The organism is Rhodococcus sp. C1, assembly GCF_020809065.1.
Taxonomy (GTDB): domain Bacteria; phylum Actinomycetota; class Actinomycetes; order Mycobacteriales; family Mycobacteriaceae; genus Rhodococcus_F; species Rhodococcus_F qingshengii.
Window position 1 is genome coordinate 1,530,913 of sequence record NZ_CP078080.1, and the last position, 22,658, is coordinate 1,553,570.

Sequence of the window (22,658 nt, forward strand, 5' to 3'; positions counted from 1 at the left end):
GGCGGCAGTTGCCAGCATTCAGGCATGTCTGATTCTCCGCGCCAACTGAGCCTCAACGCGTTCATCCACCCCGCCGGTCATCACGAAGCGGCGTGGCGTCATCCGTGGACAACCCCGGAACGTCTGTTCGACGTCACGTATTTCCAGGAGATCGCTCGCACTGCTGAGGCGGCGAAGTTCGACGGAATCTTCTTCGCCGACGGTCCCGCGTTGCGCAGCGACGTCGAGCACGGTCCTGCAGGAACGTTGGAGCCGATCACCTTGTTGACGGCCATTGCAGTGGCAACCGAGCGGATCGGATTGATCGCGACGGCGTCGACCACGTACTACGAGCCGTACAACCTGGCTCGGGTGTTCGCCTCGCTCGACCACATCTCGAACGGACGTGCTGGGTGGAACATCGTCACCACGGGTACGGATCTGGCTGCCGCGAACTTCGGGCTGGCCAAGCATCCGGACCACGGCGACCGGTATTCGCGTGCAAGGGAATTCGTCGACGCGGTGGTGCGGTTGTGGGACAGCTGGGAGGACGACGCGATCAGTCTGGACCGGGAGAACGGAATCTACGCGGACAGAAACAAGATTCACGAGATCAACTACGTCGGCCGGCATCTTCGGGTGCGGGGACCGTTCAACGCACCGCGAACGCCGCAGGGATACCCGGTGCTGGTGCAGGCCGGGGCGTCCAACGACGGTCGCGCGTTTGCCGGTCAGTATGCGGAGGCGATTTTCACAGCGCACCAGAGACTTTCCGATGCGCAGGCGTTCTACACCGACATCAAGTCGAGGGCTGCTCAGTTCGGGCGCAACCCCGATCATGTCAAGATCCTGCCCGGAATCAGCCCGTTCATCGGTGACACCGAGGAACAAGCCAAGGCGCTCGAGCGAGAATTCAACGAGTTGACTTCGCCGGAGTACGGGCTCGCGCAACTCGGTGCACTCACCGGGACCGATGTTCGGAATCTGGAACTGGATGCACCGGTTCCTGTCGAATTGTTCGCGGCGGCAGGTGATGTCACCGACAACAAGCAAAGCAGATTGCAGGTGATCGCCGGCATAGTCGAGCGTGAGCGTCCGACGGTTCGGGGACTGCTTCATCGTTTGGCGGGTGCGCGCGGACACCGGGTGTTTGCTGGAACCGCCGAGCAGGTGGCTGACACGATCGAGGAATGGTTCACCAGCGGTGCTGCTGACGGCTTCAACGTCATGCCGCCGTACTACCCGGGTGGACTCGAGATCTTCACCGAGCGTGTGGTCCCGATCCTGCAGGATCGCGGTCTTTTCCGGACCGAATACTCGGGTACGACCCTTCGTGATCATTTCGGTTTGCCGAGGCCCGAGAGCCAGTTCTCGGGTAGTGCCTCTGCAGTGCAGTAGGCCCGCCCGCTGTTGTCGATAATGACAATGGTTACCATTAAGGAATGAAGCAGCTACCGGTAACCGTGCTGTCCGGATTTCTGGGCGCAGGCAAGACCACACTCCTCAACCACATTCTCGCCAATCGCGATGGCCGGAGGGTCGCCGTCATCGTCAACGACATGAGCGAGATCAACATCGACGCGGCCCTCGTCGCGGGCCAGGGTCATCTCGACCGCACGGAAGAGAAGTTGGTCGAGCTGACCAACGGATGCATCTGCTGCACGCTGCGTGAAGATCTGATCGACGCCGTCGGCGCTCTCGCGCGAGAAGGACGGTTCGATCAGTTGGTGATCGAGTCCACCGGCATCTCCGAACCGATGCCGGTGGCGGCCACCTTCGACTGGGAATTCGAGGACGGATTCAGCCTCGGCTCGCTCGCGAAGCTCGACACCATGGTGACCGTGGTGGACGCGTCGACCTTCCTCGGCGAACTGGCAAAAGGCGAACGACTGGACGAGCGCAACCTCGAAGCCGGGGAGGGGGACGGACGCAGCATCTCCGATCTCCTGGTCGATCAGGTGGAGTTCGCCGACGTCATCTTGCTGAACAAAACCGACCTGGTGAGCCCGCGGGCGGCGGGAACCGTCGAGGCGACGCTTCGAAGGCTCAACCCCACTGCTCAGCTGATTCGGACCGACCACGGAAAAGTCACCCTCGATCGCGTCCTCGAAACCGGTCTCTACAACCCGGAACTGGCTGCGCAAGTACCCGGTTGGGACGAGGAGCTGGCCGGCGGGCACACCCCGGAAACCGAGGAATACGGAATACGCAGCGTCACGTATCGAGCCTCGCGACCCTTTCATCCGGCGCGACTCGAGGCTGCGCTCGGTCAGTTCGCGGGACTCTTGCGAAGCAAAGGCTTCTGCTGGATCGCCAGTCGGCCCGAGTTCGCCGCGATCTGGTCGCAGGCAGGCCCCAACCTCGTCATCGAACCGGCGCAACTGTGGGCGTCGGCAGCGGAGGTGCCAGGGCAGGAGATCGTGTTCATCGGAGTGAAACTCGACCCGGCGGCGCCATCACGAATCCTCGATCCGGCTCTGCTGACCGACGACGAACTACGCGAAGGTCCGCGGGCCTGGACTCGCTACGAGGACCCGCTTCCGGCGTGGGACCAGAGCCACCTGCACTGAGCAGACAGCTTCTAGTCGAGGACTTCTTCGACCTCGACGTCTTCGGCCGGTCGGGCCATCTCCTTGCGGTACTGCCAGATTCCCAGCGCAGTACCGATGACCAAGCTGACCATCATCACGATCAGCACGGCGGGCAGCAACCATGGCACGCGATCGAGGAACGAGCCACCGTAGAAACCGAGTAGCAGGAGCACGGGCGCCCAGATGATCGCGCCGATGGTGCTCGCGATGGTGTAGCGCGTGTGGTTCATCTTGGCTGCGCCCGCGACCATCGGGCACAGGGTGCGCACCCACGGAACCCAGCGAGCAATCAGGACCGCCCAGAACCCGTGTTTTTCCAACAGGATGTTCACGCGGTGCAGGTTCTTCTCGGTGAAGTACTTGCCGCCCTTACGGGCTTTGATGTGATTGCCGGTCCGGTGGCCGATGACGTACCCGACCTGGTTGCCGGCAATGGCCGCGATCATCGCACCGACAGACAACGCCCACACGTGGCCCGCGCCGGATTCGTGGCCGGCAAGAACGATTCCGGCTGTGATCAGAAGCGAATCACCGGGGAGAAACAACCCGAGGATGATCGCGCACTCGATGAAGACGAACGTGACGACGATGATCCAGACCAACAGAGGCCCGGCAGTCTCGAGCGGGGAGAAACTGCCGGATGCGAGCGTCATCGTCGTCAGTTCTTCGCCTCGTTCTGCAATCAGGGGGTGGGGTCTTCGGGGACTGTCACCGTCGAATTGTCCGTAGTGGAAGTATTCGCCGTTTCACCACGTCTCGACGCCAGAATTCGCTTCCCGATTTCGAAGACGATCGGCAGAACCGACACCAGGACGATCAAGATGAAGATGTAGTCGACATTGTCGCGGATGAATTCGATCTGCCCCAGGAGGTAGCCGAGCAAAGTCACGCCGGCACCCCACAGGATGCCGCCGACGATGTTGTACGTCAGGAACAGTGAGTACTTCATCTTCGAAGCGCCGGCGACAACCGGAGCAAAAGTACGCACGATCGGCACGAACCGAGCCAGGATAATGGTGATCGGGCCGTGCTTTTCGAAGAAGGCGTGTGACTCGTCGATGTACTTCTTCTTGAAGAACCGCGCGTCGTCCGTCTTGAACAGGGCAGTTCCGCCCTTGGTGCCGATGTAGAACCCGACTTGGTCACCCAGAATCGCGGCGATCGGAATCGTCACCAGGAGCACCCACAGTGGCGCGAACGGTTCGATCTCGGTGGACTTGGACGCCGCGATCAGCCCTGCGGTGAAGAGGAGCGAATCGCCGGGCAAGAGCGGAAACAGCAGGCCTGATTCGATGAAGACCACCAGAAGCAATCCCACCAGAACCCACGTTCCGAAGGAATTCAAGAGGTTCACGGGATCGAGGAAGCCGGGCAGCAAGGCCAGGTTCGTCACGGATTCAGTTGCTGCCTGCACATTCACGGTGGCCAGAGTACCGGCCGAATCTGAGTGTTTCCCACCACCGCAGGTCATCGCGTCGGTGGCGGCAGGCCGAGACCGCAAAGAGACGTGACGAGTCGGACTTGCCATACTGCTAGGACCACACGAAGCGCTTTCACATCGCCGAGCGCTCCGAACGACACGTATATGGAGGACTCCCGCCGTGCCTATCGCAACTCCCGAGGTCTATGCCGAGATGCTTGGTCGGGCCAAGGAGCATTCCTTTGCCTTCCCCGCCATCAACTGTGTCGGCTCCGAATCCATCAACGCAGCCATCAAGGGCTTCGCGGACGCCGGCAGTGACGGCATCATCCAGTTCTCGACGGGCGGCGCCGAGTTCGGTTCCGGTTTGGGCGTCAAGGACATGGTCACCGGCGCTGTTGCGCTCGCCGAGTTCGCACACGTGATCGCGGCAAAGTACGACGTCACCATCGCGCTGCACACCGATCACTGCCCGAAGGACAAGCTGGACACCTACGTGCGTCCGCTGCTCGCGATCTCGCAGGAGCGCGTCGACGCCGGTCGTAACCCGCTGTTCCAGTCGCACATGTGGGACGGCTCGGCTATCCCGATCGACGAGAACCTGGCCATCGCCAAGGAACTGCTCGCCCTCTCGAAGGCTGCACGCATCATCCTCGAGGTCGAGATCGGTGTCGTCGGCGGCGAAGAAGACGGCGTCGAAGCCGAGATCAACGACAAGCTCTACACCTCGAGCGAAGACTTCGAGAAGACGGTCGATGCTCTGGGCATCGGCGAACAGGGCAAGTACCTCCTTGCCGCCACCTTCGGCAACGTCCACGGCGTCTACAAGCCGGGCAACGTCAAGCTCAAGCCCGAGGTTCTCGAAGAGGGCCAGAAGGTCGCCGCTGCCAAGCTCGGCCTGGCTTCCGGTTCGCAGCCCTTCGACTTCGTCTTCCACGGTGGATCGGGATCGTTGAAGTCGGAGATCGAGGACTCGCTGAACTTCGGCGTCGTCAAGATGAACGTCGACACCGACACCCAGTACGCGTTCTCCCGTCCGATCGCCGGACACTTCTTCACCAACTACGACGGCGTCCTCAAGGTCGACGGCGAGGTCGGAAACAAGAAGGCATACGACCCGCGCAGCTACCTCAAGAAGGCCGAAGCCGGCATGACGGCTCGCGTCGTCGAGGCGTGCAACGACCTGAAGTCGGCCGGACGCTCGGTGTCGGCAGGCTGATCGGTTTCACAACTGCGCTTCACAGAACAAAATGCGCGCCGGCGAAATTCTCGCCGGCGCGCATTTTCTGTTCAGGTACCTACTTGCTGGGATCGCAGACCTTCCACGTGCCGTCCTGGCGCTCGAGGTCGAACGTGCGCCACGACTGCTCGCCCGTGCTCGGCAAACTCGCCTGGACCTGAGCGATCGCGGTGTCGTCGGTGATGCGCACCGCGTCGACGGCTCCGACCTGCGGGATCGTCTTCTGAGCGACGGCATTGTCGTGGACCTGAGCGAACGCTGCGTCGGGAATGGTGCGGTAGTACTCGCCCAACGCCCCACAGGTCGACGTTCGCAGCGTTGCCAGATCGCCGGTCTGCAGAGCGTCGACATACGTCGAGATGGCGGTCTGGACCTGAGCTTCGGGTGAGCTTTCACCGCTACCGCTGTTGGACGAGACGAATACGGCGACGCCGATCGCCGCGAGGACGGCGACGCCGGCCGCTGCTGCCGCGATGTACCAGCCCTTGCCGCTGCGCTTGGTCTTCTCCGGCGCGGCGGGCTCGATGCGAGTCGGCATCGGCTGAGCCGGCGGTGGGGTCGCTGCGACACCCACACGTTGAGGCGCGGCGCGCTGCTGCGGTTGAGGCGCAGCGCGCTGCGGTGGTGGTGGTGTCGGCTGCGCGGCTTTCGGAATCGCGACGGTGGCAGGCTCCGGCTTGGGCTGGGGTGTCGGTGCTGCTGTGGTTGCCTGAGTTGCCTTGGGGATCGCGACGGTTGGTGCGCTGGCAGCTTTGGCGTCGCCGTCCGCTTTCGAGGCCTTGTCTGTCTTCTGGATCGCCACAGTCGCAGGTTCGGTCGGGGCCGACTTCTCGGGCGCACCCTTCGGTGCTGCGCTCTTTTTCGAGTTGTCGTCTTTCGAGTCCGGCACGGGTAACCCTTCGGTCTTATGCAGCAATGACCATGTCAGGGTAACGACCGGTATGTAGCCTGCATAACTCCGACCGTCGGCGAGGCGGTCCTGTGGCAGAAAGGCGTAGCGGGCACAATGAGCGCATGACCCAATTCGGTGACCTGCTCGGACCCAAGCCCACTCTGCTTCCCGGCGACGACGACGCGGAATCGGCACTGCTCAACCACGCTGAACCGGCCCAGGTAGCGGCCGACCACCCCACTGCCTCCATTGCGTGGGCCTACCTGGCCGAGGCTGCCCTGGACAAGGGCGAAACCATCACGGCCTACGCCTACGCGCGTACCGGATACCACCGCGGACTCGACCAACTGCGTCGCAACGGTTGGAAGGGTTTCGGTCCCGTGCCCTACAGCCATGAACCGAACCGTGGTTTCCTGCGTTGCGTCGCAGTCCTGGCCAAGGCCGCGAAGACGATTGGTGAAGCCGACGAGTACGCGCGTTGCCTCGATCTGCTCGAAGACTGCGATCCCAACGCCGCCGAAGCGCTTGGCCTCGGTTAGCAGTTTCCGTCCGAGCCGGGCCGGCATCAAGGACCGGGCTCGCAAATCGGTGCGTCGACTTCAGACGTCGGCGCTACCGATCATTCAATGTGCCTTGGCGGCCGGATTGGCGTGGTGGGTTGCCACCACGGTGATCGGGCACCACGCGCCGTTCTTCGCGCCGATTGCCGCTGTGGTCTCGCTCGGTCTGTCGTTGGGTGCACGACTACGACGCTCGTTCGAGTTGGTTGCGGGAGTCACGGTCGGTATCGGAATCGGTGATCTGATCATCTCCGGTATCGGGAGCGGACCGTGGCAGATCAGTTTGGTTGTCGTGCTGGCGATGTCCGTCGCGGTGCTTCTCAACAGCGGGCCGATCTTCTCCATGCAGGCGGGAAACTCGGCTGTGCTGGTGGCGACGCTGATCCCGCCGGGCGGCAGCGGCGGTCCCGATCGCATGATCGATGCCCTTGTCGGTGGCCTGGTGGGTATCGCGGTGGTCGCGATCATCCCCACCCACCCGGTACGACGCGCGCGCAAGGATGCCGCATCGATCCTCGGAACCGCTTCCGAGGTACTGCAATTGGTGGCAGACGGCCTCGTCGCGAATGACCCGGACCCGATCGTGAAGGCACTGCAGAAGGCGCGCGCAACTCAGGGTGCCATCGACGGGTTGCGCAGTAACCTTCTCGGCGGGCGCGAGATCAGCCGAATCTCCCCGCTGTACTGGAACAGTCGGCCTCGCCTCGAAAGGCTCATGGCGACAGCCGATCCCATCGACAACGCGATGCGCAACATTCGAGTGCTCGCGCGTCGTTCGTTGACGTTGGTCAGGGACGACGAGATCCTCGATCCGCGTCTGGTGGCTCAGGTCGAGCGCTTGTCGAAAGCCGTCGAAGTTCTTGAGGACATGATCCTGGCGGAGCCGGGGGAGCAGCCTGATCAGGCCGAAGCAGCGCGCGTCCTGCGCTCGGTCGCGAAGGAACTGAAACCGGCGATAGTGGAGAACGCGGGCCTGTCCTCGACGGTGGTGTTCGCCCAGATTCGATCGCTGGTCGTCGACCTGTTGCAGGTCGCGGGCATGAAGCGAATCTCGTCGATCGCCACTCTGCCGCCCACCGTGCCTCATCCCGCCTACGAGCCGGATCACTGACCTCTGCCGTTTCCCGCTCACTGAGCAACTCATTGTATGTATGCGAATGTATGCATATGCTCTGAGAAGGACTTGGGAGGGAACAGGACAAATGGGAGCAGGGCACGGTCATTCACATGGCCACTCGGCAGCAGATTCGGTCGGCGTAGGACCGTCACCGCAACGCATCAGAAAAATGGCGATCGCGCTTGCGATCCTCGTTGCGTTCCTCGTACTCGAGGCCACGGTCGGCATCCTGATCAACTCGTTGGCTCTGCTTGCCGACGCCGGTCACATGCTCACAGACGTGGTGGGTATGGCCATGGGACTGACGGCGCTGCTGCTCGCGAAGAGGGGCAGCACCACCGCGGCCAGGACCTTCGGTTGGCACCGCGCCGAAGTGCTGACCGCCATGGCCAATGCGGTGATGCTGCTGGCTGTCGCCGCCTGGGTCTTCTACGAGGCAATCGGCCGCATCGGTAACGAACCCGAGATCCCGGGCGGCGCCCTGATCATCACGGCGGCCGCCGGCCTGGCCGCGAACATCGTCGTGATGCTGATGCTGCGCGGCGATTCCAAGGACAGCCTGGCCGTGCGTGGTGCCTACCTCGAAGTGCTTGCCGACGCCGTCGGTAGCGTCGGCGTTCTGATCGCCGGTGGCCTTGTCCTGCTGTTCAACTGGACGTGGGCAGACGTCGTCGTCGGTGTTCTCATCTCGCTCTGGGTGGTGCCGCGCGCGATCAAACTGGCCGCAGCATCGCTGCGCATTCTGACGCAGGCTTCGCCGGCCGACGTCGACGTCGAGGCAGTCGAGGCCGACCTGGCCGCGCTGCCGAGCGTGATGGGTGTCCACGACCTACATGTCTGGACTCTCACCACCGGCATGGATGTCGCCACGGTCCACCTGACTAGTGACGCGAATTCGTCGAACGTTCTGGAATCCGCGCGCACCGTCCTCGAGAGTCACGGTCTTTCCCACGCCACCGTTCAGGTGGAATCGTGTGCCAACGGCGAGCATTGCGAGAAGAACGTCACTTGGTGAAGCGGGTGATCTCCTTGCCCGGCTTCCAGAGATCGACGTACATGTGCTCGTCGTCGACCGTCGTGTGCACCACCTCGTCGATGTCGAGCACAAAGAGGTGCAGGGGTTTCGGAACCTCGTAGGTGTAGCTTGCGAGCACGGCTTCGAACTCGTCGCCGGTCACCTCGCGTGCGATTCCGGCGATCTTCGCGTCACCGCCCTCCATGGTGTGCTCGCCGGGATTGCTGTGGAGGGCGTAGCGCCCGTCACGGATGAGATCCTTCGCCTTGAGTGCGCCGAACATCGAACCGAGCACCAGACGCCCGTCGAGGATTTCGACTTCGGTGCCGCTGACCCGTGGTGAGCCGTCCTTGCGCAGCGTTGCGAGGACGTGATGCTTGTGGGCTTTGAACCGCGCTAGGACCGCGTCGGCAAGAGCGGGTACTTCTTCGGAGAACTGCTTCCAGGTGACCATGACGGTCATTGTGCACCCCTATTCCTGACAACTTCTGTCAGTGATTCTCGGTAATGTTCGGTCCATGAGATCCGCGCGGTTACTCCAACTCATGCTGCGTTTGCAGGGGAGTCGCGGCGTCGTCGCCGAGCAGTTGGCCGACGAGTTCGGTGTGTCAGTGCGGACGATCTACCGCGACGTGGCCTCGTTGTCGGCTGCCGGTGTGCCGATCTGGACCGAGAGCGGCCCCGGTGGTGGCATCCGTCTGCTCGACGGTTGGCAATCCAAGCTGTCCGGTATGACCGACGACGAGACGTCCGCACTCATGCTGTTGGGCGTGCCGTCCATCGCTGCAGATCTCGGGCGATCCGACGCCGTCGGTTCGGCGGGGGCCAAACTGCTCCGCTCCCTGCCCGGTCCCCTGCGCGAGAGTGCACGACTGTGGCAGGACCGCATTCTCGTGGACGTTCCGGGCTGGTTCGGCGGCGTCGACGACATCTCTGCGCTTCCGATCGTCACATCCGCTGTGCTGGACTCGCGTCGACTGCGCTTCGTCTATCGCGATCGCGAGCGGACGGTCGAACCGCTGGGTCTGGTCATCAAAGCCGGTGTTTGGTATCTGGTGGCGGGGATGAACGGTCGAACGCTGTCGTTTCGAGTCGGCCGCATCAAAAATGCCGTGGTAGAAGATGATTCGTTCACTCGGCCGGTGGATTTCGACCTGCCGTCGTGGTGGGCGGCGTCGATGGCCGAGTTCGACCGTTCGCTGCTTCGCTTCGAGTGTCGCGTGCGATTGTCACCAGAGGGCAGGCGCCGGCTCCCCGATGTGGTGGGCGAGCTTGCCGCTGCAGTCGAAGTGGGGCCAGAGGACAACGACGGATGGGTCAGTGCCGAGCTGAAACTCGAGAGCGAAGCTGTCGCTCTCTCGCAGTTGATCGGGCTGGGAGCCGACGTCGAGGTGCTCGAACCCTCGTCTTTGCGTGAAGGGATACGCACCGTGGCGGAGCAGATGGTGCTCCGCCACGGGCACGACAGCTAAGCCGTCGCAGAACGCTTTGCGAGCATGCGGGTGATACCCAGTTGAGCGGCGACGATAACGGCGCCAACCACCAGGCCCAGTGCTGCCGAGGCAAGTGTGTTGACGATCCACGCCAGCACGCCACCGACTCCAGCGATGTCACTGACTGCTTCTTCGCCGTGATGAACGGCGTCGTAGAGCGGGTGGAAGCCCAGTTCGTCGATGCCGACCAACAGGATGTGGCCACCGACCCACAGCATCGCGGCGGTACCCACGACCGAGAGCACTGACATCACGTGAGGCATGCCGCGAACGAGGCCTCGGCCGACCTTGTGGGTGAAGCCAGACGACGTCTCGGCGATCTTCAATCCGATGTCGTCCATCTTCACGATCAGTCCGACGACGCCGTAGACGACCACGGTGATGACGACCGCCACGACGGCAAGGATCACCAATCGGCTCCAGAAGCCTTCGCCTGCGATGGTGTTGAGTGCGATCACCATGATCTCGGCGGACAGGATCAGGTCGGTGCGGACGGCGCCCGAAACCACTGCTTCTTCGTCGCGAGGATGCTCGTCAGCGGCCTCGTGGTGGTCACCGTGGCCGAAGATTGCACCCCAGATCTTGTGAACCGCTTCGTAGCTGAGGTAACAGCCGCCGACCATCAACAGTGGCGTCAGCAGCCAGGGGAGGAACTGACTCAGCAGCAGAGCGATCGGAAGGATGATCAGCAGCTTGTTGCGCAGCGATCCGATGGCGATGCGCTTGATGATGGGCAACTCGCGTTCGGCTGCGAGCCCACGGACGTACTGCGGCGTGACGGCTGCGTCGTCGATGACGACGCCGGCCGCTTTGGCGGTCGCCTTACCGGTTGCGGCGGCAACGTCGTCGATCGAGGCGGCAGCCATACGAGCCAGGGCTGCGACGTCGTCGAGCAGGGCGAAGAGTCCGCCGGCCATCACAGACCTCCAGTGGAATCAGTGGAAAAAGGTGGCCGGACCGAACCGGTGACGCAGTTACTTGATCGCACGAGGTCTCTATCCATGATCGTCGTAGGTGAGGTCAGGTCACCTGGAACGATACCGGGGGCATCCGTCAGGGACGACCTCGCGAGGTCGGTTGCCCTTCGTCACGAAAGGTCTTCCCGACCCGGTGCTCGCGTGTAAGACTGCACAGAAGATCGATCGAAACGGGGCACTATGCGTGAACCAGACACTGCACAGGTCGCCAAGACTTTCGACGCAATGGCGGCGCACTACGACCGACAGATCGGGCGCTTCGAACGCTTTGTGCTCGGTGACGCCCGGAAATGGGCCGTGGACCAGGCGCATGGCCGCGTGGTCGAGATCGCCGTGGGTACCGGACTTAACCTGCCTCTCTACGGAGACGACGTCGATTACGTCATCGGCGTGGACATCTCGACTGCGATGCTCGATCAGGCCAGGCTCAAGGTCTCCGAGGGAGTGAAGACCGAAGTCGACCTACGACTCGGAGACGTGCAAGCACTCGATGTTCCCGACGAGTGCGTGGACACGTTGGTCTCGACCTACGCCTTTTGCACGATCCCCGATCCGGACCGAGTTGCGAACGAAGCATTTCGAGTCCTGGTACCCGGTGGTCGATTCGTCCTCGCCGAGCACGGACCGAGCAAGAACGTTGTTGCTCGTACGTTGATGAAGGTCGTCGAACCGCTTTTTGTTCGGTTCGGTGCCGATCATCTCACCCGTGAACCGGTTGAATACCTCGAAAACGCCGGTTTCCTGATCGACGAGGTGCAGCGCAGCGGCCGGGGCGGAATCGTGTTTCGGGTCGTTGCGCGCAAGCCGGATCCCGAATGGACGGCACTCGGTCACTGATGTCGGAATGCCGTCCATCGGGGATTGCTCAGCCCAGGCGCTCCAGGATGGTCGCGTTGGCCAACCCACCTGCCTCACACATGGTCTGGAGTCCGTAGCGCGCGCCGCGCTGCTCCATCGCGTTGACCAGGGTGGTCATGATCCGCGTTCCGCTGCCGCCCAGTGGGTGGCCGAGCGCGATGGCGCCGCCGTGGACGTTGACCTTGGACAGGTCGACGCCGGTGTCCGCTGCCCACGAGAGGACCACTGGGGCAAAGGCCTCGTTGACCTCGAACAGATCTATGTCCGAGACCGTCAATCCCGCACGGGCCAGGACCTTCTGCGTAGCCGGGATGACCGCGGTGAGCATGTAGAGCGGATCGTCGCCGGCAACTGCGAAGCTGTGCAATCGTGCCTTCGGGGTGAGGCCGAGTTTCGCGGCGATCTCACTGGTCGTGATCATCACCGCCGAACTGCCGTCCGAAAGCGGGCTGCTGTTGCCCGCGGTGATGGACCAGTCGATCTGTGGGAATCGCTGTGCGTAGTAGTCGGATTCGAAGGCGGTCCGTAGGCCGGCCAGGGTCTCGACCGTGGTGCCGGGGCGGATGGCCTCGTCGACCGACAGCTGCGGGAGCGTGGCGAGTTCCTTGGTGAAGGAACCACTCTCGGTTGCCAGCGCGGCTTTCCGATGGCTCGACGCCGAGAACTCGTCGAGTTGGGTGCGGCTCAGTCCCCACTTGGCGGCGATCAATTCGGCGCTGATGCCCTGCGGTACCAGACCGTCCGGATAGCGCTCTTCGAAACCCACGCCGAGTGATTCGCGCCCGATGCTGCTCGAGCCCATAGGGACTCGGCTCATCGACTCGACTCCGGCAGCGACAACGATGTCGTACGCACCGGCAATGACGCCCTGAGCGGCAAAATGAACTGCTTGTTGGCTACTTCCACACTGTCGGTCGACGGTGGTTCCCGGTACCGACTCAGGGTAGCCTGCGGCGAGAAGGGCAGTGCGAGTGACATTCTGGCTCTGTTCACCGACTTGGCTTACCGCTCCACCGATGACGTCGTCGATCAATGCTGCATCGATTCCAGTGCGTTCGACTACCGCCTTGAGGCTGTGGGCGAGGAGGTCGACGGCGTTGATGCCGTGCAGGGCGCCGTTCGCCTTTCCCTTGCCGATCGGAGTGCGAACGGCTTCGACGATAACTGCGTCTCTCATGACAAATTCCTTTCAGGGATGGCGGATTCAGCAGGGACAACCGGGGTGGGTGTGGTCGCAGGCGTCATTCCCAGTGATGCCAGGGCAGACACAAGCGCGACGCCAAAGATCACCCACCAGGCCTGGCGGAAGGTGTCGTAGTCGACAGCAGAGCCGAGAACCGCGATCAGAACGCTCACGCCGAGAACGGTTCCGATCTGTCGGCTCATGCTGACGATTGCGCTACCGGTGGCCGATCTGGCAGGTGCCAGATCCGCCGTGGCCTGCGACAGGATGGTCGGCAGGGCAAGGCCGACACCGATCCCGGCGATGATCCAGCCTGGTAGGAGTCCGGTCGCGTAGTTGGGCGTCGTATCAACCGAGACGAGAACGAGTACGGTTCCGACTGCCCACAGAAGGCTGCCGAGTGCGGCGACGCGTCCCGCCGAGTACCTCCGCGTCAGCGATCCGCCGGCGATGGCGAACAGCGGAACGAGAAGCGGACCCGGTGAGACGGCGAAACCGGTTCGCAGAGCGGAGTATCCCCAGGCTTCCTGGAGCCACAGGATGTTCGAGAGAAGACCCGCGGCGAATGCTGCGCTGAACAGGATGGCGGTGACGTTGGACCAGGCAAACGAGCGGATCTTCAGAAGATCCGGAGCAATCAACGGAGTCCGGTGACGAGAGTTGCTCCACCAGAACGAGAGTAGTGTCACGGCGGCCACGGCGAAGGCAATCAGAACGCGATTGTCGGTCCATCCCCAGTCCGGACCCTGGACGAGTGCCAGGGCGAGAGAGCCGATTCCGACGGTGAGGAGGGCAGCGCCGACGAAGTCGATACCGGCATCGGGGTCCTTGTGTGTTGTATCCGGTACGAGTCGGACTGCGAAGTAGAGCAACACGATGCCCACTGGAACATTGATCAGGAAGACCCAGCGCCACGAGGCCTCTACGAGGATGCCGCCCACGACAGGGCCGAATGCAGCTGCTGCAGCGCCGGCGGCTGCCCAGATGCGAACGCCGGATTGACGTTTCGCGGCGGGAAGCGCATTGATCAGAAGCCCGAGACTGGCCGGGGTGAGCGCAGCGGCACCGACTGCCTGGACGATACGGAAGGCCACCAGTGCCCACAAGGACGGGCTGAAGGCACAGGCGGCGCTGGCGAGGGTGAACAGTGCGAGGCCGGCGATGAAGGCGCGCTTGTGCCCGATCCTGTCCGCCCAGCGTCCGAGGGGTATCAACAGTGCGGCGTAGACGATCGCGTAGCTGTTGAGGATCCAACTGAACTCGCCGAGCGAGTGACCCGGGTAGCTCTTGGCGATGTCGCCGAAGGCCACGTTGACCACAAAAAGATCGAGGCTGGCGACAAACGGCGCCCCCGACAGTATCGCGAGCAGGGGTCCGGTCCGCACCGGCTGGCTATGAAGTTCCATAGTCAGCAATCTAGACTCTGGCTATGGTTATGGCAAGCCAGGGGGTATGGTGAATTGCATGGACGCTGTACGACTGACCGGAGTGCTCGAAGATCGCGACGCCTGGCGGGCCACGCACTGTTCGATCGGGCGGGCCATGGAAGTGGTCGGCACTCGATCCGCGATACTCATTCTGCGAGAGGCCTATTACGGCACAACGCGTTTCGACGACTTCGCGTCGCGCGTCGGCATCACCGAGGCGGTTGCGTCGGCGAGGCTGAAAGAACTCACTGAGGCGGGACTGTTCGAGCGTGTGCCGTACAAGGAGCCTGGAAAGCGGACGCGGCACGAGTATGTGCTCACCGAGAAGGGCCGTGACCTGCTGCCGGCGGTTCTCGCGCTGATGCAGTGGGGCGACAAGTATCTGCACGGCGGAAAAGGTGGACCGTTGGAGGTGGCCGACGACGCTACTGGTGAGCGCGTTCGCGTCGAGGTGCGCAGTGAGTCGGGTCGTGAAGTGCCTTTGGGGGAGTTGCGAGTCTCTGTCAACGAATCGCGTCGGCGGTTGCGCGAATAGCGATGCATCTCAACAGCTCTCGAGTGTAGGTCTTCTTGAAGTTGTCCGGTTTGTCTCTGGTTATCGAAAGTATGTTCGATTAAACTTTGAGCATGGACAGTCGGGAAGCATGGCAACTGGATAGCGAGGACCTCAAGGGTGAGGTTCTGGATCTGGTGCGCGCCCGACACGAGTTGCAGTCGCGGATGGTGTTGCTGATCGTGGAGATGTTTTCCCGTGAGGTTCTCGGCGGGAAGGGTTTTCGGGCGATCGCACAGTGGTTGCATGGTTCGACGAATCTGGAGATCGGTGAGTGCAGTCTGCTGGTCGGGTTGGCGCGGTTGTTGATGCTCGAACCTGTTGTCGGCGATGCGTTTCACCGTGGTGACGTGGATGCGTTGAAGGCGTGGCAGGTGGCGTCGTTCTGTCAGCATCCGCCGAAGAACATGACGCCGGCGGACGTGGAGACGGCTCGCGGGATCCTGCTTGGCCTGGCGTCGAAGAACATTGCGGATTGTGATGCGGTGCGAGTGGCGATCCGGCGGATCGAGAACCAGTACGGCAGGCGTGAGGACGGCGTCCCGGTGGGTGAGGATTCGGAGCGCAACGAGTTCTACGCCTCGAAAGGCTTGTACGGGCGGGTGACCGTGAAGGGTGATCTGGATGCTGTGAACGGGGCCCGGTTGATCACGTTGTTGTCGAGCCTGTCTGCGCCGACACCGGAAAAAGACGGCGTGAAGGACACACGCACGCCTGCATTACGGCGTGCGGATGGGTTCTGCGATTTACTGCAGCGGTACGAGCGGGCGGGGTTGGGTCCGATCGAGGGCGGAGTGAAACCGCACATCACGGTGACCGCGTCGGCAAAAGATATGACGGACCTTAAAGTTCTGAAAGACCTGTTGCCGTCCACCGAGGAACTGGGTTTCGCGTGGGCGGATTGGGTGGGCCCCATCAGTATCGATACCGCGCGGATGTTGGCGTGCGACTGCACCGTGACGCGGATTTTGTTGGACGAGAATGGTGTTCCGCTCGACTGCGGCAAGGAAGCGAGAACGGCGACGGTTCCGCAGCGGCGGGCGTTGGCGGTTCGTGATGGTGGTTGCGCGTTTCCGGGGTGCGGGACACCGCCGGGGTGGTGCGATGCCCATCATATTGTTCACTGGAACGATGGTGGCCCAACAGATCTCGACAATCTGATCTTGTTGTGCGGGTCATCATCATCGAACGCTGCACCACACCGAATGGCGGGTCGAGATCGGCCCCGACCGAAAAACAGTGTTCTATCCACCGATGTCGATTGATCCGTTCCAGCGGCCCATCGGCGGGAACAGTCCGCCCACCGCGGCGTGAATCGCGACAACTGAAGACGTGAGCACCGGGGCACAACCATGCCCCGGTGCTCGAGCTCGCGTTTGGGAGTCCCCGAGTTTGGGAGTTTTGTGGCAGGGCGTCAGCTCAGTGACTTCTTGAACCCGACATGGGAGGCCACAAATCCGAGTCGCTCGTAGAAGTCGTGAGCTTCCTTGCGAGTTTGATCCGAGGTGAGCTGCGCCAGAAACGCGCCGCGCCGGGCACCTTCTTCGCAGGCCCATCGGATCATCGAACTGCCGATGCCTTTACTTCGGTAGTCCTCGTGGACGCGAACAGCTTCGATCTGCAGTCGCGTGGCACCCATCCGGCTCATACCCGGAATGAAGGTCAATTGCATTGTGCCGATTACCGCGTCGCCGACCAGAACGGTGACGAGAAGTTGAGCCGGATCCTCGTCGATTCGCTTGAACGCGTCCTCGTAGATCGTTCGGGCTTCGGGGTTGGTCGTCTCCCGGGTGCTGCCGATCGGGTCGTCGGCGAGCAAGTCGATCAGTGCCTCCACGTGTCGAATCTCGGCCCGCGTGAGGGTGTACTCCACTCCGCCGGACTGAAATGACGTCGCAATCATCGATGCTCCCCTGAAGAAGAATGAATGTCTGAAATGTCAGACTCTCACGAGTCTCCTCCAGCGCACTCGATCACGTCCAAAAACGCATGAGGGCGTTACCGAGCATGGCGTAGTAGTCGGACACACCGCTCAATTCGAAGATCCAGTAGATCGCGTCGAAGAAGACGACATTGATCTGTGGGACGAACAGGAGCGCAACCAGCAGGAGCAGTCCGTACGGCTTGAACTGGTCGAGTTGGTGCCGTGTATTGGGTGCGAGGTAGGGCTCCAGCGCGTTGTAACCGTCCAGACCCGGGACTGGGAGCAGGTTCAAAACTGTTGCCATGACCTGCAAGAAAGCCAGGAAACTGAGGCCGGCCCAGAACGTCAGATGCTCGGCCGATGAGCCGTACGTACGTATGACGACGAGGAGGATCACGGCGGCGACGGCATTCGTGAACGGACCGGCGAGCGATATTCGGGCCTGCACCTTGGGCGGGAACATCCCGGTGCGCAGGTACACGGCGCCGCCGGGAAGCCCGATGCCGCCCAATGCGATGAACAGCACCGGCAGACCGATCGAGAGCATCGGATGGCTGTACTTGAGCGGGTTGAGCGTCAGGTAGCCACGAGCCTCGACGTCGGTGTCTCCATGACGCCACGCCAGATAGGCATGCGCGAATTCGTGCAAGCAGAGCGTGACCACCCAGCCGGCAACCACGAGGACAAAAACACCCGCGCGGCCCGCGATGGAACCCCACGTCGAGTTCCAAGCGACGATTCCGGCGATGACAGTGATCGCAACGACGCCGAGGAAGACAGGGCTCGGCCGAACCGCCGACCGTGCTGCTCCGGTTCTCACCTGACCAACAACCAAGTCTTGTCGTGCCGGTAGAAGGTCGAACGCTTCAGATCGCGTGGGTTGGCCACCCCGTCGCGAACCAGTCGCGCTGCCGGCGAGCCCAGTTGAATGGCTCGGCCTTCCAGCCAGCGTCGCCCGCTCCAGCGGCTCTTGCGGTCGACTGATGCCTTGATCCCGGGGAGCTTGGGGCTCGGCACTATCCGGATGCCGGGGACTGTACCGGAGAACAGCTTGTTGTCGTCGACGTAGGCCTCGCCGATCAGTTCGTCTGCATCCGCCGGACCCGTGACAGTTGCTGCACCTACCAGCGCGATTCCAGCGTCGTCGCGAATGAGCGGCACGGTGTGGACTGTGCCTTTCAAGGCCGTGCGCGCAGCTCGTGCACCGGTCGCGAGTTTGTACGCGTCGGTTGCGTCGGACCTGTTCTCGGTGACGTAGGCGAGTTCGACGTTGAGTCGCTCCAATCGCATCAACCGCGTCAATGCCGCGGCAAACGCGCCGTCGTTGCCCACGACGATCAAGCGCGGCTCCGCCACGACCTGCAGTTGGGACAGTGCCTCGTCGAAGTCTTGCTTCTCCGGAAGTTCAGGGACAGTGAACGACGTGAGTTCACCCAGGGGGAGTGGAACCGGCGAATCGCCACATTTGAGCACCACAGGGGTCAAAGCCACTCCTAGCTCGATCAAGACTTCTTCTCGGGTAGTGGGACCTCGCCACCCTTCCCCGAAATGGCCGTCCGAATCACTGCCGACGATCTTAGTGCGAGTGTCTGTGTCGACTCGCAATCGTGATGGTCACCGGCCAAATTCTGGACCGTCAGGTCTGGTCTGGTGCTCTGGGCTAGACTGCTCCTTCGGTCACTGCAACAGTTCGGCGCTGCATCATGTGCGCGGAAGCCAGGCAGTACCAATGCGGCGGGACAACTGCTGCACGTCGACCGTAGGAGACAACGTCATGCCGGCAATCGTCCTGATCGGCGCCCAGTGGGGCGACGAAGGTAAGGGCAAAGCTACAGATCTACTGGGCGAGCAGCTTCAGTGGGTCGTGCGATACCAGGGCGGTAACAACGCCGGACACACCGTGGTTCTGCCGAACGGTGACAAGTTCGCACTGCACCTCATCCCGTCCGGAATCCTCACCCCCGCCGTCAACAACGTCATCGGTAACGGTGTCGTCGTCGACCCGGGTGTGTTGTTGACCGAATTGGCAGGCCTGGAAGAGCGCGGCGTGGACACGTCCCGCCTGCTGCTTTCTGCTGATGCGCACCTGATCATGCCGTACCACGTGGCCATCGACAAGGTCACCGAACGCTTCCTGGGAGCGAAGAAGATCGGCACGACCGGCCGCGGTATCGGCCCGTGCTACCAGGACAAGATCGCCCGTGTCGGTGTCCGTGCCGCGGACGTCCTTGACGAGAAGATCCTGACCCAGAAGGTCGAAGCAGCACTCGAATTCAAGAACCAGGTGCTGGTCAAGATCTACAACCGCAAGGCACTCGACCCGCAGCAGGTCGTCGAAGAGGTACTGACGCAGGCCGAGGGTTTCAAGCACCGCATCTCGGACACGCGCCTGGAACTCAACCTCGCCCTCGAGCGCGGCGAGACCGTTCTGCTCGAAGGTTCGCAGGGCACTCTGCTGGACGTCGACCACGGCACGTACCCGTACGTGACCTCGTCCAACCCCACTTCGGGTGGTGCGGCGGTCGGTTCGGGAATCGGCCCCACCAAGATCACCACCGTGCTCGGCATCCTGAAGGCGTACACGACGCGTGTCGGTTCCGGTCCGTTCCCGACAGAGCTGTTCGACGATCACGGCGCATACCTGGCGAAGCAGGGCGGCGAGGTCGGTGTCACCACCGGACGCGCTCGTCGTACGGGATGGTTCGACGCTGTCATCGCGCGCTACGCGACGCGCGTCAACGGCATCACCGACTACTTCCTCACCAAGCTGGACGTGCTGAGCAGCCTCGACACTGTGCCGATCTGTGTCGCGTACGAGGTGGACGGTGTCCGCCACGACGAAATGCCGATGTCACAGAGCGATATTCACCACGCCAAGCCCATCTACGAAGAGATGCCCGGCTGGTGGGAAGACATCTCGGAGGCTCGCACCTTCGAGGAACTGCCGCAGAATGCGCAGAACTACGTGCTTAGGCTCGAAGAGCTTTCGGGTGCGTTCATCTCCTGCATCGGTGTCGGCCCCGGCCGCGACGAGACGATCGTCCGGCGCGAGATCGTCCGCTAGTTCGTTCCCTCGAAATCCCCGCTCATGCAAGCATGAGCGGGGATTTCGTGTTTCAAGCCAGCTTCGACAAGTGCGCGGTGACGGTCATCCAGTCGGGAAACTTGGTGCTGCCGAACTTGATCCACTCGCCCTCGAATCGATCTGCTCCGTTTGCTCCGCGGTCGTCGACGAGGTAGTCGCCCCGATTGAGGTGTTTGTGGTGCGAGAGGATCAGACGTTTGTACGCGACGCTGCCTTCCTCCATTCCGAGGTGCTCTTGTACCCACAGAACCTTGTCGTGCCAGGCTGTGGCGTTCTTCCACGGCGCTGTCGAGAGGATGTAGGTGTCGAACTGCTGTGCCAGTTGGTGGTAGGCGTCGATAGCGCCGTCGAGAGGATCCATGCGAGAGAAGATGTGCGGCGCTTCGTCGAGGTCGTTCTTGTACTTCTCTCGGACGCTGTCGGTCAGGCGATCGATGCCCGACTGGAAGTTGACCAAGGTGTTGTCGAGATCGATATAGAGAATCTTTTTGGAAGCCGGCATGGGAACCCTCTCTGGAGACTTTCTGAGTGCGAAAAGAGTCCAGTTTTACGCAACTGGACTGAGATCAGTGAATTCTTCCCCCTGATCACAATCGCACGGGGGTCTGACAGCGTCGTTCTCGCGGTCTGAAGTCTTGTCGTGGAAGATGCCGCCGAGGGGTGCTGCCAGGCGAAACTGCTCCAACCGAATGTATGTACCTTCACCTTCGGCGGGCGCGAAGAAGTAGACGAGTGCCACGAAGAGTCCGATGCCGATCAGGGTTGCGAAGGTAGTCATGGACATATGATCAACTCGACTGGTATTGAGTTACATAGCCAAGTTGTCGATACTGGACTGCATGATGACTCGAGTTCTCGGTGCCCGTTCGCTTGCGCGCGATCTGGGATCCTGGCAGGAAGAGTCCGGACGCAGGCCCGCGTACCGTGCGCTCGCCGACGGTATCCGCCTGCTTGTGCACGACGGTCGCGTTCCGCTGGGGGTCGCACTGCCGAGTGAGCGTGAACTTGCGGCGGTACTCGAACTCAGTCGGACCACGATCACGTCGTCGTACTCGGTGCTGCGCGACGAGGGTTACCTGATCAGCAGGCAGGGTTCGCGAAGCACCGTGGCATTGCCTGCCGGCGCGCGGCCGAACGGGTTGATGTTCCGCTCCCATCAACCCGGGCCGAGTGGACCCGTCGTCGACCTCAGTTACGCGGCGATGGCAGCTCCCGCCGCTCAGGTCGAACTGGCGTATGCGTCTGCGCTGCAGGAACTTCCGAACTTCCTGCCCACGCACGGGATGGAACCGGTCGGGATCGCCGACTTGCGTGACGTGATCGCGCAGCGCTACACGGCGCGGGGTCTTCCCACCACCGCCGAACAGATCATGGTCACCTCGGGTGCGCAGCACGCGCTTCGATTGTTGCTGTCGGTGCTCACCTCACCCGGCGAGCGAGTGCTGGTCGATCATCCGACGTACCCCAATGCGCTGGAAGCGATTCGGCGAAACGGCGCTCGGCCCGTACCGGTTCCGGTCCGACCGGAGTTAGCCGGAGCCTGGGATCTCGACGGGATTCGTAGTGCAGCAAGGCAAACCGCTGCCAGAATGGCATACCTGATCCCCGACTTTCACAACCCGACCGGCCTCTGCATGGACTCTTCCGGCCGCGCCGAGCTTGCGAAGATTGCGCACGAAACGCGGATGACTCTGGTCGTCGACGAGACGATGGTGGATCTGTGGCTCGACGCACCACCGCCGGCGCCGGTCGCCTCACATGGGCGAGGCGCAGCGAAAACCGAAGTGGTGACGCTCGGTTCGACGGCGAAGTCGCTGTGGGGCGGGCTACGTGTCGGTTGGATTCGCGCCGATGCCGCGCTCATCACCCAGTTGGTGGGGGCGCGTGCCGCGGTCGACCTCGGTACTCCCGTCATGGATCAGTTGGCAGCCGCCTACTTGCTCGCCGACGACCGCTCGTTGCTCGAACAGCGTCGCGAAGTTCTGCGAGAACAGCGTGCGGTACTCCTCGGTGCGGTGGCCGAGCATCTGCCGGACTGGCGTCCCACCATCGGTTCCGGCGGAATGTCGGTCTGGATGCGAATGTCCGCGCCCGTCTCGACGGCGTTGGCGGCGGTGGCACCCAACTTCGGCGTACTCCTTGCCGCCGGCCCCCGTTTCGGCGTAGAAGGTGCGTTCGAACGATTCATCCGCGTGCCGTACGCACGTTCTCCCGAGGACCTCATTCGCGGCGTTGCATCCATCGCCGCTGCGTACGACACTCTCGCGACGGATCGCGACACGGCAGACCAACGAATGGTCGTCGTCTGAGAACTGGGTACACACCCTGAAAGTGGTGTGAAACC

At 62.4% G+C, this 22,658-nt stretch carries 23 protein-coding genes and 1 pseudogene; 12 read left to right on the top strand and 12 right to left on the bottom strand.

Annotated elements, in window-relative coordinates:
* Positions 1–24: 24 nt before the first annotated feature.
* The gene (locus tag KTR60_RS07050; protein WP_228401998.1) at positions 25–1,377 is read left to right on the top strand and encodes an LLM class flavin-dependent oxidoreductase; all 1,353 of its coding nucleotides are present in this window, start codon (positions 25–27) and stop codon (positions 1,375–1,377) included.
* A gap of 44 nt (positions 1,378–1,421) precedes the next feature.
* Positions 1,422–2,549 (top strand): GTP-binding protein, encoded by a 1,128-nt coding sequence (locus KTR60_RS07055; RefSeq protein WP_003944416.1) that lies wholly within the window; start codon positions 1,422–1,424, stop codon positions 2,547–2,549.
* A gap of 11 nt (positions 2,550–2,560) precedes the next feature.
* Here the strand turns inward: KTR60_RS07055 and KTR60_RS07060 are convergent, their stop codons facing one another.
* Positions 2,561–3,223, bottom strand: coding sequence for a DedA family protein (locus KTR60_RS07060; RefSeq protein WP_003944306.1), 663 nt, complete (start codon positions 3,221–3,223; stop codon positions 2,561–2,563).
* A 29-nt stretch (positions 3,224–3,252) separates the two neighbouring features.
* Positions 3,253–3,990 (bottom strand): VTT domain-containing protein, encoded by a 738-nt coding sequence (locus tag KTR60_RS07065; protein ID WP_277921643.1) that lies wholly within the window; start codon positions 3,988–3,990, stop codon positions 3,253–3,255.
* Positions 3,991–4,171: 181 nt separating this feature from the next.
* Here KTR60_RS07065 and fbaA point away from each other — a divergent pair, with 181 nt between their 5' ends.
* Complete coding sequence (fbaA, locus tag KTR60_RS07070) at positions 4,172–5,209, top strand: class II fructose-bisphosphate aldolase (RefSeq protein WP_007726777.1); 1,038 nt, start codon at positions 4,172–4,174, stop codon at positions 5,207–5,209.
* Positions 5,210–5,288: 79 nt separating this feature from the next.
* Here the strand turns inward: fbaA and KTR60_RS07075 are convergent, their stop codons facing one another.
* Positions 5,289–6,119 (bottom strand): nuclear transport factor 2 family protein, encoded by an 831-nt coding sequence (locus tag KTR60_RS07075; RefSeq protein WP_058038540.1) that lies wholly within the window; start codon positions 6,117–6,119, stop codon positions 5,289–5,291.
* Between the two features lie 125 nt (positions 6,120–6,244).
* Between KTR60_RS07075 and KTR60_RS07080 the strand changes: the two genes are divergently transcribed.
* The 3 genes from KTR60_RS07080 (at position 6,245) to KTR60_RS07090 (ending at position 8,814) form a co-directional block, all read left to right on the top strand.
* Positions 6,245–6,661 carry a DUF3151 domain-containing protein gene (locus tag KTR60_RS07080; protein WP_007726781.1) on the top strand — a complete coding sequence of 139 codons (417 nt, stop codon included), beginning with the start codon at positions 6,245–6,247 and terminating at the stop codon, positions 6,659–6,661.
* Positions 6,648–7,793 carry an FUSC family protein gene (locus KTR60_RS07085; protein ID WP_003944297.1) on the top strand — a complete coding sequence of 382 codons (1,146 nt, stop codon included), beginning with the start codon at positions 6,648–6,650 and terminating at the stop codon, positions 7,791–7,793. Before KTR60_RS07080 ends, KTR60_RS07085 begins: the two co-directional genes overlap by 14 nt.
* A 91-nt stretch (positions 7,794–7,884) precedes the next feature.
* Positions 7,885–8,814, top strand: a complete 930-nt coding sequence (locus KTR60_RS07090; RefSeq protein WP_007726784.1) for a cation diffusion facilitator family transporter — start codon at positions 7,885–7,887, stop codon at positions 8,812–8,814.
* Here the strand turns inward: KTR60_RS07090 and KTR60_RS07095 are convergent.
* On the bottom strand, positions 8,804–9,268 hold the full coding sequence (locus tag KTR60_RS07095; protein ID WP_054187145.1) for a pyridoxamine 5'-phosphate oxidase family protein: 465 nt from the start codon (positions 9,266–9,268) through the stop codon (positions 8,804–8,806). The genes KTR60_RS07090 and KTR60_RS07095 overlap by 11 nt on opposite strands.
* A 64-nt stretch (positions 9,269–9,332) precedes the next feature.
* Between KTR60_RS07095 and KTR60_RS07100 the strand changes: the two genes are divergently transcribed.
* Entirely contained in the window at positions 9,333–10,286 is a 954-nt protein-coding gene (locus tag KTR60_RS07100) for a helix-turn-helix transcriptional regulator (RefSeq protein ID WP_065352077.1), read from the top strand.
* Here the strand turns inward: KTR60_RS07100 and KTR60_RS07105 are convergent.
* Entirely contained in the window at positions 10,283–11,224 is a 942-nt protein-coding gene (locus KTR60_RS07105) for a DUF808 domain-containing protein (RefSeq protein ID WP_007726787.1), read from the bottom strand. The two genes, KTR60_RS07100 and KTR60_RS07105, sit on opposite strands and share 4 nt — an antisense overlap.
* A 240-nt stretch (positions 11,225–11,464) precedes the next feature.
* Between KTR60_RS07105 and KTR60_RS07110 the strand changes: the two genes are divergently transcribed.
* Positions 11,465–12,121 carry a class I SAM-dependent methyltransferase gene (locus tag KTR60_RS07110; protein ID WP_042452162.1) on the top strand — a complete coding sequence of 219 codons (657 nt, stop codon included), beginning with the start codon at positions 11,465–11,467 and terminating at the stop codon, positions 12,119–12,121.
* 28 nt (positions 12,122–12,149) lie between these two features.
* On the opposite strand, the gene KTR60_RS07115 is transcribed toward KTR60_RS07110, so the two are convergent.
* Both KTR60_RS07115 and KTR60_RS07120 read right to left on the bottom strand, forming a co-directional pair.
* Entirely contained in the window at positions 12,150–13,319 is a 1,170-nt protein-coding gene (locus KTR60_RS07115) for a thiolase family protein (protein WP_228401999.1), read from the bottom strand.
* Positions 13,316–14,731, bottom strand: coding sequence for an MFS transporter (locus KTR60_RS07120; protein ID WP_064114292.1), 1,416 nt, complete (start codon positions 14,729–14,731; stop codon positions 13,316–13,318). The genes KTR60_RS07115 and KTR60_RS07120 overlap by 4 nt, the downstream gene beginning before the upstream one ends.
* 58 nt (positions 14,732–14,789) lie before the next feature.
* Here KTR60_RS07120 and KTR60_RS07125 point away from each other — a divergent pair, with 58 nt between their 5' ends.
* Positions 14,790–15,287: a winged helix-turn-helix transcriptional regulator gene (locus KTR60_RS07125; RefSeq protein WP_007726791.1), complete on the top strand. Its 498-nt coding sequence runs from the start codon at positions 14,790–14,792 to the stop codon at positions 15,285–15,287.
* Positions 15,288–15,379: 92 nt separating this feature from the next.
* Positions 15,380–16,619: pseudogene (locus KTR60_RS07130) on the top strand (DUF222 domain-containing protein).
* 100 nt (positions 16,620–16,719) lie between these two features.
* Here the strand turns inward: KTR60_RS07130 and KTR60_RS07135 are convergent.
* The 3 genes from KTR60_RS07135 to KTR60_RS07145 form a co-directional block, all read right to left on the bottom strand.
* Positions 16,720–17,208, bottom strand: a complete 489-nt coding sequence (locus KTR60_RS07135; RefSeq protein ID WP_007726792.1) for a GNAT family N-acetyltransferase — start codon at positions 17,206–17,208, stop codon at positions 16,720–16,722.
* 70 nt (positions 17,209–17,278) lie between these two features.
* On the bottom strand, positions 17,279–18,049 hold the full coding sequence (locus tag KTR60_RS07140; RefSeq protein WP_003944319.1) for a site-2 protease family protein: 771 nt from the start codon (positions 18,047–18,049) through the stop codon (positions 17,279–17,281).
* Positions 18,046–18,720 carry a hypothetical protein gene (locus KTR60_RS07145; protein WP_082654884.1) on the bottom strand — a complete coding sequence of 225 codons (675 nt, stop codon included), beginning with the start codon at positions 18,718–18,720 and terminating at the stop codon, positions 18,046–18,048. Before KTR60_RS07145 ends, KTR60_RS07140 begins: the two co-directional genes overlap by 4 nt.
* A 283-nt stretch (positions 18,721–19,003) precedes the next feature.
* Here KTR60_RS07145 and KTR60_RS07150 point away from each other — a divergent pair, with 283 nt between their 5' ends.
* On the top strand, positions 19,004–20,293 hold the full coding sequence (locus tag KTR60_RS07150) for an adenylosuccinate synthase (protein WP_003944351.1): 1,290 nt from the start codon (positions 19,004–19,006) through the stop codon (positions 20,291–20,293).
* Between the two features lie 52 nt (positions 20,294–20,345).
* On the opposite strand, the gene KTR60_RS07155 is transcribed toward KTR60_RS07150, so the two are convergent.
* Together KTR60_RS07155 and KTR60_RS07160 are read right to left on the bottom strand one after the other, a co-directional pair.
* Positions 20,346–20,816 (bottom strand): 5' nucleotidase, NT5C type, encoded by a 471-nt coding sequence (locus KTR60_RS07155; RefSeq protein WP_073513520.1) that lies wholly within the window; start codon positions 20,814–20,816, stop codon positions 20,346–20,348.
* Between the two features lie 45 nt (positions 20,817–20,861).
* Positions 20,862–21,092 carry a hypothetical protein gene (locus KTR60_RS07160; RefSeq protein WP_003944349.1) on the bottom strand — a complete coding sequence of 77 codons (231 nt, stop codon included), beginning with the start codon at positions 21,090–21,092 and terminating at the stop codon, positions 20,862–20,864.
* Positions 21,093–21,153: 61 nt separating this feature from the next.
* Between KTR60_RS07160 and KTR60_RS07165 the strand changes: the two genes are divergently transcribed.
* Positions 21,154–22,623, top strand: a complete 1,470-nt coding sequence (locus KTR60_RS07165) for a PLP-dependent aminotransferase family protein (protein ID WP_118602868.1) — start codon at positions 21,154–21,156, stop codon at positions 22,621–22,623.
* The last annotated feature ends 35 nt before the right edge of the window (positions 22,624–22,658 follow it).

Coding starts and splice junctions, on each gene's coding strand:
- KTR60_RS07160 (WP_003944349.1), bottom strand. CDS start 21,092: ATGACTACCTTCGCAACCCTGATCGGCATCGGACTCTTCGTGGCACTC.
- KTR60_RS07155 (WP_073513520.1), bottom strand. CDS start 20,816: ATGCCGGCTTCCAAAAAGATTCTCTATATCGATCTCGACAACACCTTG.
- KTR60_RS07165 (WP_118602868.1), top strand. CDS start 21,154: ATGATGACTCGAGTTCTCGGTGCCCGTTCGCTTGCGCGCGATCTGGGA.
- KTR60_RS07110 (WP_042452162.1), top strand. CDS start 11,465: ATGCGTGAACCAGACACTGCACAGGTCGCCAAGACTTTCGACGCAATG.
- KTR60_RS07125 (WP_007726791.1), top strand. CDS start 14,790: ATGGACGCTGTACGACTGACCGGAGTGCTCGAAGATCGCGACGCCTGG.
- KTR60_RS07100 (WP_065352077.1), top strand. CDS start 9,333: ATGAGATCCGCGCGGTTACTCCAACTCATGCTGCGTTTGCAGGGGAGT.
- KTR60_RS07090 (WP_007726784.1), top strand. CDS start 7,885: ATGGGAGCAGGGCACGGTCATTCACATGGCCACTCGGCAGCAGATTCG.
- KTR60_RS07150 (WP_003944351.1), top strand. CDS start 19,004: ATGCCGGCAATCGTCCTGATCGGCGCCCAGTGGGGCGACGAAGGTAAG.
- KTR60_RS07115 (WP_228401999.1), bottom strand. CDS start 13,319: ATGAGAGACGCAGTTATCGTCGAAGCCGTTCGCACTCCGATCGGCAAG.
- KTR60_RS07055 (WP_003944416.1), top strand. CDS start 1,422: ATGAAGCAGCTACCGGTAACCGTGCTGTCCGGATTTCTGGGCGCAGGC.
- KTR60_RS07050 (WP_228401998.1), top strand. CDS start 25: ATGTCTGATTCTCCGCGCCAACTGAGCCTCAACGCGTTCATCCACCCC.
- KTR60_RS07105 (WP_007726787.1), bottom strand. CDS start 11,224: ATGGCCGGCGGACTCTTCGCCCTGCTCGACGACGTCGCAGCCCTGGCT.
- KTR60_RS07060 (WP_003944306.1), bottom strand. CDS start 3,223: ATGACGCTCGCATCCGGCAGTTTCTCCCCGCTCGAGACTGCCGGGCCT.
- KTR60_RS07080 (WP_007726781.1), top strand. CDS start 6,245: ATGACCCAATTCGGTGACCTGCTCGGACCCAAGCCCACTCTGCTTCCC.
- KTR60_RS07135 (WP_007726792.1), bottom strand. CDS start 17,208: ATGATTGCGACGTCATTTCAGTCCGGCGGAGTGGAGTACACCCTCACG.
- KTR60_RS07120 (WP_064114292.1), bottom strand. CDS start 14,731: ATGGAACTTCATAGCCAGCCGGTGCGGACCGGACCCCTGCTCGCGATA.
- KTR60_RS07095 (WP_054187145.1), bottom strand. CDS start 9,268: ATGGTCACCTGGAAGCAGTTCTCCGAAGAAGTACCCGCTCTTGCCGAC.